Here is a 14,273-nt window from a genome sequence, read left to right on the forward strand (position 1 = left end):
AAACGAATTAAAACCCATCAGCAAAGATTCTCCACAAGTCCAATTGAAACGTAATTATCCAAAATCGCACCGTAATCAGTGCCTTCCTCAGGAGTTGGTGAAAAAGCGCCATCTACCATGTATCTCACTCCATCATTCGGAAGTTTTTCGATTTCTTTATAACTGTCTTTGTAAAATGCACTTCTTGATACTACCCTGTCTTTTAAAACGCCTTTGCATTTTTCAAGCTTACATCCAGGAAAATTCACGTTGTAGATAAATCCAGGAGTGTACTCTTTTTCCACAAGCTCAGTCATTATGTCTCTTAAGTATTTATCAGTTGTTTCGTGAATCCCATTCATCCCTTCAGAAAAAGCAATGGAGAGATATCCTTGAAACTCACCTTCAAGTGCTGCTCCAACAGTTGCTGAATACTGTATATCTGACGCAACATTATATCCAAAATTTATTCCTGACATTACAATATCGGGCTTTTTTGGCATCACGCTAAGACTGCCTACTCTTACGCAATCAGCAGGTGTTCCGCTGCATGAATATGCCTTAACTCCTTCAACAGGAAAATCGTATGGATACACATCTATACCATGTCTTAAGGTTATGCTGTGTGATGCTGCGCTTCTCTGGTCATCAGGCGCAATTACATAAACTTCGCCAAACTCTTTTGCAGCCTCTGCAAGCCTTATTATTCCATCTGATTTAATTCCGTCATCATTAGTAATTAGTATCCTCTTAGCCATTTAATAAACCTTTCTTATCCAATATTACTATCTTATAGAATTAGCTGCAAAATCACCAGCATTATTAAGAAGAAAATATTGAATAAAGTAAATGTAAGTACGTACTTTCCTGTATTTTTTCTGTACTCTTTTGTGTAAGCCTTAAAAGAAATCAGGCTGGCCATTGAAGCAATAAGTGTCCCTAATCCTCCAACATTTACTCCTATTAAGAGTTCTTTATAATTTGTTGTAAATCCTGACAGCATTAATGTAGCCGGAACATTGCTGATAAATTGGCTTAAAATTATTGATATTGCAAATTCTCTTCCATCTATTGTATTTCTGAAAAAGTCGCTAATAAAGCCAATTCTGCCCATATTTCCAGTGAACACAAAGAATCCTATAAAGGTGAGTAACAAAACATAATCAGCTCTAAAAAGTATTTTGTAATCCATTCCTAATGTTACTAATAAAACGATAATCACAAAAATATACCATGGAATAAAAATTCTCAATACCGTCAAAATAGCTATTGTAAAAAGTACTCCATAAATTAAAATCTGAATCTTGCTGCCAAAATTCTTTGTAACGAGCGTTGAGTTTTTTGTCGAAGGTGTTACACTTTTAAACGATATTGTGATAACTGTGCAAAACAGCATAATTGCTGATAATAAGCTATATGGCAGCATAGTTGCAACAAATTGAGGAAGTCCCATACCGGCAAGTCCGTAAAGATACAGATTTTGAGGATTACCAATTGGAGTTAGCATACTTCCAAGATTTGCAGCAATTGTCTGAAGAACGATCACAGGTATCATCATATCTTCCATATCGCAGTTATGCAGGATCATGATTGCAAACGGAACAAATGTTATAAGTGCTACGTCGTTGGTTATGAGCATGCTTCCCACAAAACACATAAACACCAATACAGCCGCCAGTTGCCATCCCTTCTTTACTTTAGATAAAAGAGCTGATGCTATCTTCTCAAATACGGAATTTTCTTTAAATCCCTGAATAATGATCATCAATCCCCACAGGATTCCTAAGGATCTAAAGTCAATATAAGAAATATACTCTTTTCCCGGATGCACAAAAAATGCTGATATGATTGCAAGGATCCAGGATATTAAAAGAACTTTATCAATCTTTTTAAGCATTGTTTACCATCACCTCGTAAGGTCTTTTACCCATTTATATTTTCTAAATCTGTGCATAACCCATGGAATCTTTCCCACTTCGTCAAGACAGGTACAAGCATATACTACAAGCGGTGACCAGCGAAATATAAATGCTCCTGCAAATGCCAAAGGTATTGCTATCATCCACATACAGACAATAAGACTATACATATCAAATAGTGTGTCTCCGCCACCATCCAATACTCCATTTATGGTTACTGTATTAACTGCTCTTCCTATCATATAAACAGACATGATAACCATCATTCCTATGAGGTATTCTCTTGCTGTGTCAGTAAGTATCACGCCTCTAACAACTATCGGTGTAACTGCAAGAACAATCGCTGTAGAAATAAAACCAATAACATAAGAAAGATTCTTTAGTTTGATTCCATATTTTTTACCTACGCCAAGCTTACCTGCTCCAAGTTCATTTCCAACAATAATACTCGCAGCAGTTCCAATACCATTGCACATGCAGCATACAAGGTCTCTTACAACAGCCGCCACTGAGTTGGCAGCTGCCGCATCTACGCCCATATGCCCCATTATAGCGGTATAAGAAGTAAATCCTACTCCCCAACAAAGTGATCCGCCCATAAGAGGCAGACACTGTCTTATAAAGTCTTTTATCAGCAGTGAAGGAATCCTAAAAAATCTCGATAGAGCCGGTTTTACATAATTTGTTCCATAAGATAAAAAGATGCATAAGAATAATTCTATAATTCTTGAAATTGTTGTTGCAAGAGCAGCTCCTCTGGCCTCCATCCTTGGTACTCCAAACAAGCCAAATATAAAGATACCGTTAAGTACTATATTCGAAATAACCGCTGTTGAGCTTATTACAGCTCCGGTTTTGACATGCTCTGACACTTTCATTATCCCGAGATAACTCTGGGAAATACCTGTTATGAGGTATGACCAACCGGCAATCCTTAAGTATCCACTGCCAATTTCAATCAGTTCTTTATCTCCAGCAAAGATACTCATAAGGATTTCAGGGCAAAGTTCACAGGCTGCAAAAAACAGTACAGAAACAATTCCGCAAAACCACAGCATCAGATTAAAGATGTTCTCAAGAGTAGCCTTATCTCCTTTTCCCCAGTACTGAGCTCCTAAAATTGTACCGGCTGATATAGCAGAAAAAATAAACATATTCTGAACGAATTGAATCTGTGTTGCCAGTGAAACTGCCGTCATCTGCTGCTGAGCTACACGTCCAAGCATAAGTGCATCAGCTGCAGCGACAAGAGCCAGCATCAGGCTCTGAAGAGCAATAGGAAGGGCTATCCTCACAAGATTCCTATAAAACATCTTATTATCTATTTTTACTTCCATGTTATTCCTCATTTTAAAAACTATTCAATCTATATTCTCAACTAGTCTATTATATAGAAAATGGACATGTCTACCAAGACATGTCCACTCATTATAATAAATAATTATTACTTTGCAAGTCTTATTACATTCCAGCTCTTTGCAGGAAGCTTACTTGTGAGGATTCCCTTATCAACTTTAGAACCTTTAGTGAAATCTACAGGTTTAACGTTGTCAGGATTTTTCTCTGTATTTTCAGCCTTAAGATCCTTGTGAGTAAGTACGCTGTGTTCAACAACCTTGTAACCTGCATACTGTCTAAGGTCACATGTAAGCTCGAAATCTTCTTCAAGGTTCTTATTAACTGCAAAGATTGTAAGAGTCTCATTCTCTTCATCAGTAACAACTACACTGTCTACATATGGTGCTTCACCATGTTTTGACTCATATGTTGGTGTTTTTACCACTGTATTTAATACTTCTCCTCTTCCATAAACGCTCGCCTGCATATATGGATAGAAAATAGTCTGTCTCCATGCTCCTGTATCTGATGTCATGATTGGTGCAATAACATTTACAAGCTGGGCAAGGCAAGCAATCTTAACTCTGTCTGCATGTCTGAGAAGAGTGATGAGCATTGAACCAACTAAAAGAGCATCTTCAAAGTTATAGATGTCCTCCAGCTGATGTGGATGTTCGCACCATTTCTCAATCTTTGCGCCATTTGAGTGATACCATACATTCCATTCATCAAATGAGAGATTGATTGTCTTCTTTGAGCGCTTAACAGCCTTAACATAATCGCAGATGCTGATTACCTGGCTGATAAACTGATCCATTGCTACGCTGCTTGCAAGGAAGTTAGGTGTGTCATTTTCAGCATTTCCATAATATGTGTGGAGTGAAAGATAATCTGTTGTATCATAACTGTTCTCAAGAACAATTCTCTCCCACTGTCCATAAGTGTCCATATAAAGAGATGAGGATCCGCATACTACAGTCTCAATTGAAGGGTCAACAAGCTTCATGATGTGGCCTGCTCTTCCAGCCTTCAGACCATATTCCTCAGCTGTCATATGTCCCATCTGCCATGGTCCATCCATCTCATTTCCAAGGCACCAAAGCTTGATATTGTATGGGTCTTTTGCACCATTTTTAATTCTCATATCACTATACTTTGTGCCGCTCTTTATATTGCAGTATTCAATTACATTTTTAGCATCCTCAATGCCTCTGGTACCAAGGTTTACTGCATACATTGGCTTTGTGCCAACTTTTTTGCACCAGTCCATAAACTCGTCGAGACCGAACTGGTTTGTTTCTACTACTCCCCACGCAAGCTCAAGTCTTCTTGGTCTGTCTTTTTTAGGACCAACGCTGTCTTCCCAATTAAATGCAGATACAAAATTACCGCCAGGATATCTTACGATTGGAACCCCAATCTCTTTAATAAGTTTCATTACATCCTTACGATATCCATTTTTATCAGCAAATTTATTACCGGGCTGATAAATACCTTCATATACAGCTCTCCCAAGATGCTCGATAAATGAACCATAAATACGCTCATCTATCTTGCTGATCGTGAAGTCACGATCAATACATAGTTGCACTTTGTTATCGATTTTTGCTTTTTTCATTTTACATACCCCTAAAATAATTTACAGTTATACAAATAATATAAACCAATTCTTTCAAAATGAAAATGGAAAATATCTTAATCTTTAAAATAATGGTATTATATATATAACCTTTCTGAGGTTTATTTATGACAAGATTGGAGACACAATGAGTAAGAATAATACAATTTTTAAACTTGGTTTATTTTCAGCCCTTTTTGGTGGCGTTTATGCATTTAGTAACTATATCTACAAGATTACTTCAATCCCCCATCAACACAGCGACGGAGATGCAGATTTTGACAAGCTGATCACAGACGGCAGATACTTTATAAGAAACAATCCTGACAGACAGGATATGTATATTGAGAGCATTGATCAGTTAAAGCTTCATGCTTCATTTATTCCAGCAAAAGAAAAGACAAATAAATACGTGATCCTTATTCACGGAATCTGGGATAATCACGAAAGTAATGGTATTTATGCAAAACACTACCTTGAAAAAGGCTTAAATGTCCTTCTTCCCGACCTTAGAGGTTTCGGAAAGAGTGAAGGTAAATACATAGGTTATGGCCTTGATGACAGGCTTGATATCATGGAATGGATCTACTGGATAATAAAAAGAGATCCCCAGGCAAAAATAATCCTTCATGGTATGTCCATGGGTGCCGCTACAACTCTTATGACTACAGGCGAAAAGCTCCCTGATAATGTTAAAGCTGCAATTGCAGACAGCTCCTATTCAACACTTCGTGAGCAGTTTGCTTCCACCTACAAGAGTTTCAAGGGTTCTTTTGTTCCTATTCCAATAGCAATAGCTATTGCACGTGCTGTTATTCTTATTCGTTCCGGATATGATATAAACGATGCCAGCCCTATTAAAGCTGTAGCTTCATCATCAACTCCAACTCTTTTCATTCATGGAGATGATGATACCTTTATCGATCCACATATGTGTTCAAGACTCTATGAGGCAGCCAGCTGCCCCAAGCAGTACTGCATGATTCTTGGTGCCGGACATATTGAGAGCGTGGTAAAAGATCCTGAGAATTACTGGAAAAAGATATCAGAATTTCTTACAAAGATTGAGTTTTAAGTAAGATAAAGGCTTTGTGAATCATCAATTCACAAAGCCTTATTTTTATATAATTCCTATTGATTTTAAAATGTATAACCAGAAAGTAAGTGAAAATCCACATCCTAAGGTTGTCATCATTATAATGCTGCTACTAAGTGTTCCTTCATGGCCCATACTTTTGGCCATTATATAGCAGCTTACGGTTGTAGCTGATCCGAGCATTACTAGAATAGCAACTATCTGTTCACCTACAAATCCCACACCTACTGCGATTGGCATTATTATTGCCACTAATAAGAATAGTTTTATAAAACTTGCAAGAAGCGCTGGCTTTATTTCTTTTGCTGCCTTTTTTATCTCAAAGGTTGCGCCCATTGACATTAGTCCAAGTGGTGTTGCAAGCGCAGCAACACTAGAAGTCACACTTCTAAAAAATTTAGGCATTGGAATTTTTAGTACCGACCATATCATTCCGCAAAGAATCCCCAAAATGATAGGATTTTTTAATATTCCAATTATTGTATCTTTTACCAGTGCCTTTTTATCGCTATTCTCAGCATTCTCTTTTGGAGCAGTCAATGTAAGAATTATTACAGCAAAGATATTGTAAAGTGGCACACTTCCAAGGATCATAAGCGGTGCCATTCCGGAATTTGATTCACCATAGATATTGTGGATAAAAGCAATTCCAAGCAAAGCCGCGCTGCTTCTATAGGATCCCTGTATGAACTCTCCACGCTTTGATCTGTCTTTTATTATTATTTTTGAAAATGCTGTTATTACTGAAATACTTATTATCGTTGCTGCAAAACAAAAAAGTACGAATTTACCATCCCAAGTTCCAGCAAAATCCTGGGTTGAGAGGTCATTAAACAGCAAAACAGGAAGTGCTACCTTAAATACAAATTTATTCATCCATGATGCTGCTTTTTGGTCGATAATACCTATTTTTTCAAAGATATATCCAAGAACCATCAAAAGAAAAATAGGTAAAGTAGCATTTAAACTAAAAATAAGATTATCCATTATTTTATTATTGCATCTGTTTTATTTTTTGAAGATTATCATCTGTTTCTTTTAACATTTCTCTAAGAGAGAGATTATCTTCATAACTGAATTCGCAGATAGAATACTGAAGATGATTCATATATCTGCTTGATTCTTCAAGAAGGCTTGCATTCTGCGCTGACATTTCCTGCCTGAAATTTTCAGCTTTGCCTTCTTCATCTGTTATTTCTATTACTGCAAATTCGTCGCCTCTGATCCTGCCGTAAATACTCTTTTTAAATACGCTTTCAAGAACTTCGGCAATCCTTCTTACAGCTCTATCGCCTTCTTCGTGTCCATATAATTCGTTTATTTTCTTTAGCGAATCCATATGGATATAGGCAACTATTGCATATTTTCCAGGTTTAAACTCTTCTTTTAACAAGTCATAGGCTTTTGCAAAGAATCCTCTTCTGTTAAGGCCTCCAGTGAGATAATCCTGATCTCCGATATGATCCAAAACTGAGTCATCCCTTGCAAGCTCTTCCTGAACTTCATACAGCTCTTCTGTAGTTTTGAGCAATTCTTTTTCAAGGTACGAAAGCCTCGAAACACCAGTTACTATACTCACAAGTGAACTAAAGAAGTGGTTTATAAGTGTCTTTGAACTGAATTCTGTTACTACAATTCCTAGCTGATGCTCTCCGACGAATATGTCACCTGCGATAAGCACCATTGGTTTATTCTTAAGGAATTGTGAAAAGATTTTATCTGTGTCTACTATCCTCTTTTCTTCATCAAACACATCTACTTTTCCACAAATCGCTGTGCTTTTTACACTTATTTTTTCAGGCAACACCCAATTATACTTGAGATTATTCCTTATCTTTGTGTCATAAAGAAAAATACCAAAGTTTTTTATTCCATCGGCAACAGCTTTTTCTGAGAAAATACCATATGCTTTCTCATTTCCATATTTTCTGTTCAGAAGTAGAGCCCCTAATTCTGATAGAGTTCTAATTGCATCGGATTCTGGTTGTTCCACAAAAGAAAAGTTCTTTTGTGCTTCATTTGCCGGAAGTTTTCCTTCCTTAGCAAAAAAGCATGCATCACAAACTGCTTCATAGCCGAGTTGCTCGAACTGTTCATGATCATTTTTTACTTCATTTACTGAAGTGAAGCCTTCCTGTTCTGTTAGTGTTAAAATAGGCACCTTATCAAATTTTTTTAAAAATGATTCTTTTTTCAGAATAGTAGCGTTTCTTCCGATACGCTCTATGTCTATGATCAGTGCATCGAAATCAGCAGTATTGGCATATTCAAATAATGCTGAGTATTGATAGTCATAAGGATTTTTCGCATCTTTGTTATCAGAAGCAAGATACTTACCAGGCATGATGACAAGGGAAATACCCTTGTCATCAGCAGCCTGACTAGCTCCTATACAAATTTTTTTTACATCCTTATCTTCTAATTCAGATACTAACAGTCCGATGTTCATTGGCCCCTCATTCCTCAGGAATATCTTCTGTTACGTCATCAATATTATCTAGTTCTTTATCGCCGTCTGATATTTTTTCTCTTACTTTTGCAATCTTCGCTACTGTAACACCCTTATCAAGATTTATCATCTTAACACCTGATGTTACTCTTCCATGGACTGATATCTCATCCATTCTGAGCTGGATTATTATTCCGGCATTTGTGATCATCATGATCTCATTGTCGTCATTTACTGCCTTAACTCCAACTACGTTACCGGTCTTTTCTGTTATCTTATAGCACTTAACTCCCTTACCACCTCTGAACTGATTATGGAATTCATCAAGAGTTGTTCTCTTTCCATATCCTTTTTCAGAAACGATAAGAAGTGAATCACCCTGAGTATTGAGCTGCATACCAACGATCTCATCTGTATCGTCAAGCATCATTCCTCTTACACCCATTGATGATCTTCCTGTTGAACGAACATCATCTTCGTCAAAATGGATACACATACCATTTTTTGTAACAAGGAATACTTCAGAGTTTTTCTTTATTGTCTTTACTTCGATAAGCTCATCGTCATCACGAAGGTTAATTGCAGCAAGTCCTGTCTTTCTTACATTTGAGAAATCTGTAATTGGAGTTTTCTTTACAGTTCCTTTCTTGGTTACCATAAAGAGACTCTTTTCCTCATCCTCAAAGTCTTTTACAGGTATCATTGCGGATATCTTCTCTCCAGGTGCAAGCTGAAGCAGATTTACAATAGCCATTCCACGTGATGTTCTTGAAGCTTCCGGAATCTGATAAGCTTTTAATCTGTATACTCTTCCGGTATTAGTAAAGAACATTACGTAGTTGTGTGTAGTAGTCATGAGAATATCTTCAACGAAATCATTTTCAATTGTTGTTATTCCCTTGATTCCTTTTCCACCACGATTCTGGGCTTTGAAATTGTCAATAGACATTCTCTTTATATAGCCAAGATCTGTCATTGCAATTACAGTATTTACGTTAGGAATCAGATCTTCCATGTCGATATCTGAATCGTCATGTCCTATCTGTGACTTTCTGTCATCACCGTATTTATTTGATATTTCCTGTATTTCTGTCTTAATAACTCCAAGAAGAAGCTTTCTGTCTGCAAGTATAGCTTTCAATTCTTCTATTCTCTTTAAGAGTTCTGCGTGCTCCTGTTCAAGCTTGTCTCTCTCCAAACCTGTGAGAGTACGAAGTCTCATGTCTACAATGGCCTGAGCCTGAACATCAGAAAGACCAAATCTCTCCATTAACTGCTCTTTGGCAATTGCAACTGTTTCACTTCCTCTTATGATCCTGATAACCTCATCGATGTTATCAAGCGCAATGAGCAATCCCTCTAAGATATGATTTCTTTCTTCCGCTTTATTAAGATCATATTTTGTTCTTCTGGTAACAACTTCTTCCTGATGCTTAATGTAGTACTTAAGCATATCAACAAGACCCAGAACTTTAGGCTCATTATTAACAAGCGCAAGCATGATGATACCGAAGGAATCCTGCATCTGAGTATGCTTATATAGCTTGTTGAGCATGATGTTAGGATTTACATCACTTCTGAGCTCAATAACTACTCTCATTCCTTCTCTGTCTGATTCATCACGAAGAGCTGTGATTCCATCAAGCTTTTTGAGCTTAACAAGCTCTGCTATCTTTGAAATCATATTTGCTTTATTAACAAGATATGGAAGCTCAGTAACAACGATCCTGTTCTTTCCATTAGCCATAGGCTCAATGTTTGTAACAGCTCTGATAATTACTTTTCCACGACCTGTTCTATAAGCTTCTTCTGCTCCTCTTGTTCCAAGAATTATTCCACCTGTTGGGAAGTCAGGAGCTTTAACTATTTCAAGGAGTTCTTCAATTTCAGTTTCTCTGTCCTCAAGAACTCTGTTATCAATCATCTTTGTAACTGCACTTATAACTTCTCTCAGGTTATGTGGTGGAATGTTAGTAGCCATACCTACCGCAATACCTGTAGTACCATTTACCAGAAGGTTAGGATATCTACTTGGAAGTACTGTTGGTTCTTTTTCTGTCTCATCAAAGTTTGGTACAAAATCAACAGTATCTTTGTTGATATCTGCAATCATTTCCATGGAAATTTTGGTAAGTCTTGCCTCAGTATATCGCATGGCAGCTGCACCATCACCATCCACAGAACCAAAGTTACCATGTCCGTCAACAAGACAATATCTCATTGACCATGGCTGAGCCATATTTACTAATGAACCATAGATAGAACTATCACCGTGTGGATGATATTTACCCATTGTATCACCGACGATACGCGCACATTTACGATGTGGCTTATCTGGTCCATTATTCAACTCTATCATTGAATAGAGTATACGTCTCTGAACAGGTTTAAGACCATCTCTTACATCTGGAAGTGCTCTTGAAGCAATTACGCTCATGGCATAATCGATGTAGTTCGATTCCATGGTCTTCTGAAGATCAACTTCTTTTATTTTATCGGTTGTGACTTTATCAAAGACATCCTCTGATAAGTCATTGTTGTTATTATTGTTGTTTTCAGCCATTTCTAATTATTCCCCTTTACAATGGATGAGTAAAAATCTTAAATATCCAAGTTCTTTACAAACTTAGCATTCTTCTCAATAAACTCTCTTCTAGGCTCAACTTTATCACCCATAAGAGTAGTAAATGTAACATCAACATCAGATTCAGATTCTTCGTCCATGTTTACTCTGAGAAGAACTCTTCGTTCAGGATCCATTGTTGTTTCCCAAAGCTGCTCAGGGTCCATTTCTCCAAGTCCCTTATATCTCTGGATTTTGTTGTTCTGATCTCTTCCGACATCAGCAAGAATACTGTTCAATTCTTCATCACTGTATGCATACCAGACTTTTTTATTCTTCTCAAGCTTATAAAGTGGTGGCTGTGCAAGATATACATGACCTTCTTTGATAAGCTCAGGCATAAATCTGTACAGGAATGTAAGCATAAGTGTAGCAATGTGAGATCCGTCAACATCGGCATCAGTCATGATAATGATCTTGTCATAACGAAGTTTGTTAATATCAAAATCATCGTGGATACCAGTACCAAATGCTGTGATCATAGCCTTAATTTCAGCATTACCGTATATTCTGTCTACTCTTGCTTTTTCCACATTAAGGATTTTTCCTCTAAGTGGAAGAATAGCCTGTGTAGCACGGCTTCTTGCAGTCTTAGCTGAACCACCGGCAGAGTCTCCCTCTACGATGAAGATTTCACATTTAGATCTGTCTGTTTCAGAACAGTCAGCAAGCTTTCCTGGTAGTCCAAATCCATCAAGCGCTGATTTACGTCTTGTGAGGTCTCTTGCTTTTCTGGCTGCATCTCTAGCTCTCTGAGCAAGAATAGCTTTTTCCAAAATCTGCTTAGCAACAGAAGGATTCTGCTCAAGATAGTATGTAAGCTGTTCGCCGACAACACTTGCTACAGCTCCTCTAGCCTCTGAATTACCAAGCTTCTGCTTAGTCTGTCCTTCAAACTGTGGATCTTCGATCTTAACACTTATGATTGCTGTAAGACCTTCTCTGATATCTTCACCAGTAAGGTTTTCCTCACTGTCTTTAAGCATTTTATTTGCTCTTGCATAGTCATTAAATGTCTTTGTAAGAGCTGCCTTAAATCCTTCAAGGTGTGTACCACCTTCAGGTGTATTGATATTGTTTACAAAAGTATAAATACTCTCGTTGTATGAATCATTATGCTGGAAAGAAACTTCAACCTGAACGTTATTCTTGTTTCCTTCAAAGTACATGATATCGCTATAAAGAGATGTTTTGCTCTTGTTGAGGTACTCAACAAATTCCTTTATTCCACCTTCGTAATGGAAAGTCTGCTTTATAGGATCTTCGCCTTCCCCAACTCTTTTATCTGTAAGAGATATCTTAAGTCCCTTTGTAAGGAAAGCCATCTCTCTAAGTCTCTGCTTAAGAATATTATACTCAAATACTGTTGTCTCTTTGAAAATGAGCGCGTCCGGCTTGAAATAAACTCTTGTACCTGTTGCATTTGAAGGCGCATCTCCAACAACCTTAAGAGGATAGCATACTTTTCCTCTTTCATATCTTTGCTGGTATACTTTGCCATCTCTTGTAACCTGTACTTCAAGCCACTCTGAAAGAGCGTTTACTACAGAAGCACCTACTCCATGAAGACCGCCGGATACCTTGTATCCCCCACCGCCGAATTTTCCACCAGCGTGAAGGATTGTGAATACAACTTCCACACCAGTAAGTCCGGATTTGTGGTTTACGTCTACTGGAATACCTCTACCATTATCTTTTACAACAATGGTATTGTCCTCGTTAATAGTAACTTCGATATGATCACAAAAACCAGCAAGCGCCTCATCTACAGAGTTATCAACAATCTCATACACAAGATGATGCAATCCTCTGCTTGCTGTTGTTCCGATATACATACCAGGTCTTTTTCTGACTGCTTCAAGTCCTTCAAGAATCTGAATTTGGTCAGCGCCATATTGTACTTCTTCGTTACCCATTATTTGCTCCATTTCTTAGTTTTCACTATTTACTGTTCCTTCAGTTACTTTGAACAGTTTATCTATTTCAAATCTGTTATTAACAAATTCATCAAGTCCGGTACATGTGATAATTGTCTGTATATCTCCTATTGTGTTAAGAAGATAATTCTGTCTGTTGCTGTCAAGCTCTGACAATACATCATCAAGCAAAAGAACCGGATTTTCTTTTTTAGCTTTTTTCACAATTTCAATTTCAGATAGCTTTAATGACAAAGATGCTGTCCTTTGTTGTCCTTGTGATCCAAATTTTCTGATATCAATTTTTTCACTGTTATCGCTATTTCTTTTTACGATAAAAGAAAAATCATCCTTATGAGGGCCAACTGTGGTCTGCTTTGCATAGATATCTCTTTGTCTGGAAGAACTTAATTTCTTTTCAAAATCAGTTGCATCCACATTTGGCTCATAATAAATCGACAGGTCTTCTTTACCACCTGTAAGCTTATTATGAATAGGTCTTATTATTTCATTAAGATCACCAATGAATTTTTCTCTAGTCTTGATTATGACAGATCCATATTCGCATAACTGCTTATCCTGAACATCAAGAAGAACGCTGTTTTCAGGATGATCAAACAGATCTTTTAGAACTTTGTTTCTTTCGACAACAAGTTTATTGTATTTAGATAGACTATTTAAATATACCTGATCAAGCTGACACAGCTCCATATCCATGAATCTGCGTCTCTCAGAAGGTCCGTTTTTTATGATACTAAGATCTTCAGGTGAGAAAAAAACTACGTTTAACTTTCCAATAAGATCCGAAGCCCGTTTTATCTTTTGACCATCAATTGCAATTCCCTTGGTCTTACTACTCCTAAGATGCATATCAACCCGATATTCCGCGTTGTCTCTGTCAAGAATAGTCCTGATATGAGCCTCATCTTTTCCAAATCTAATAATCTCTTTATCCTTGCTACCCTTGTGTGACTTAGTGGTAGCTGACATAAATATAGCTTCAAGGATATTGGTCTTTCCCTGTGCATTATCGCCATAGAGAATATTAGTTCCACTACTAAAATCTATTTTTAAATTTTCGTAATTTCTAAAATCAGATAACTCTAATGATTTTATTATCATTTTTCTATTTTTACCTGTGTGCCATTATATTCCAAAATGTCTCCATCATATAGCTTGCGGCCACGTCTTTCCTCTATTTCTCCGTTAACCTTTACAAGTCCTGCCTGAATATCCATCTTGGCATCAACACCAGATTGCTCGAGACCTGCCTTTTTAAGGGCCTGTCCGAGCTTAATAAAATCATCCTGTTCTCTAAGTTTTACTATTTCCATG

The 14,273-nt window shown here is 37.2% G+C and carries 11 protein-coding genes; 1 reads left to right on the plus strand and 10 read right to left on the minus strand.

The genetic code is table 11. The features are described 5' to 3' along the window. Positions 1-17: 17 nt before the first annotated feature. The 4 genes from surE to arfA form a co-directional block, all read right to left on the minus strand. Positions 18-737, minus strand: a complete 720-nt coding sequence (gene surE / locus G585_RS0100290; protein WP_022772160.1) for a 5'/3'-nucleotidase SurE — start codon at positions 735-737, stop codon at positions 18-20. 32 nt (positions 738-769) lie between these two features. Beyond that, positions 770-1,876 (minus strand): SLC13 family permease, encoded by a 1,107-nt coding sequence (locus tag G585_RS0100295; RefSeq protein ID WP_022772162.1) that lies wholly within the window; start codon positions 1,874-1,876, stop codon positions 770-772. A gap of 9 nt (positions 1,877-1,885) precedes the next feature. Further along, positions 1,886-3,235, minus strand: a complete 1,350-nt coding sequence (locus G585_RS0100300; protein ID WP_022772163.1) for an MATE family efflux transporter — start codon at positions 3,233-3,235, stop codon at positions 1,886-1,888. A gap of 107 nt (positions 3,236-3,342) precedes the next feature. After that, entirely contained in the window at positions 3,343-4,854 is a 1,512-nt protein-coding gene (arfA, locus tag G585_RS0100305) for an arabinosylfuranosidase ArfA (protein WP_022772165.1), read from the minus strand. Between the two features lie 148 nt (positions 4,855-5,002). Between arfA and G585_RS16590 the strand changes: the two genes are divergently transcribed. Then, on the plus strand, positions 5,003-5,929 hold the full coding sequence (locus tag G585_RS16590) for an alpha/beta hydrolase (protein ID WP_022772166.1): 927 nt from the start codon (positions 5,003-5,005) through the stop codon (positions 5,927-5,929). A gap of 45 nt (positions 5,930-5,974) precedes the next feature. On the opposite strand, the gene G585_RS0100315 is transcribed toward G585_RS16590, so the two are convergent. The 6 genes from G585_RS0100315 to G585_RS0100340 are packed head-to-tail and all read right to left on the minus strand — an operon-like array spanning position 5,975 to position 14,272. Further along, entirely contained in the window at positions 5,975-6,937 is a 963-nt protein-coding gene (locus G585_RS0100315; RefSeq protein WP_022772167.1) for an AEC family transporter, read from the minus strand. 7 nt (positions 6,938-6,944) lie between these two features. Next, positions 6,945-8,399, minus strand: coding sequence for a GGDEF domain-containing protein (locus G585_RS18605; RefSeq protein WP_022772169.1), 1,455 nt, complete (start codon positions 8,397-8,399; stop codon positions 6,945-6,947). 7 nt (positions 8,400-8,406) lie between these two features. Then, positions 8,407-10,962, minus strand: coding sequence for a DNA gyrase subunit A (gyrA, locus tag G585_RS16600; RefSeq protein WP_022772170.1), 2,556 nt, complete (start codon positions 10,960-10,962; stop codon positions 8,407-8,409). A gap of 38 nt (positions 10,963-11,000) precedes the next feature. Continuing rightward, positions 11,001-12,938 carry a DNA topoisomerase (ATP-hydrolyzing) subunit B gene (gene gyrB, locus G585_RS0100330; protein WP_022772172.1) on the minus strand — a complete coding sequence of 646 codons (1,938 nt, stop codon included), beginning with the start codon at positions 12,936-12,938 and terminating at the stop codon, positions 11,001-11,003. A gap of 15 nt (positions 12,939-12,953) precedes the next feature. Further along, positions 12,954-14,060 carry a DNA replication/repair protein RecF gene (recF, locus tag G585_RS0100335; protein ID WP_022772173.1) on the minus strand — a complete coding sequence of 369 codons (1,107 nt, stop codon included), beginning with the start codon at positions 14,058-14,060 and terminating at the stop codon, positions 12,954-12,956. Further along, positions 14,057-14,272 carry an RNA-binding S4 domain-containing protein gene (locus G585_RS0100340; protein ID WP_022772174.1) on the minus strand — a complete coding sequence of 72 codons (216 nt, stop codon included), beginning with the start codon at positions 14,270-14,272 and terminating at the stop codon, positions 14,057-14,059. The genes recF and G585_RS0100340 overlap by 4 nt, the downstream gene beginning before the upstream one ends. Position 14,273 lies beyond the last annotated feature (1 nt).

Origin of the sequence: Butyrivibrio sp. AE2015 (assembly GCF_000420825.1) — a bacterium.
Lineage (GTDB): Bacteria > Bacillota > Clostridia > Lachnospirales > Lachnospiraceae > Butyrivibrio.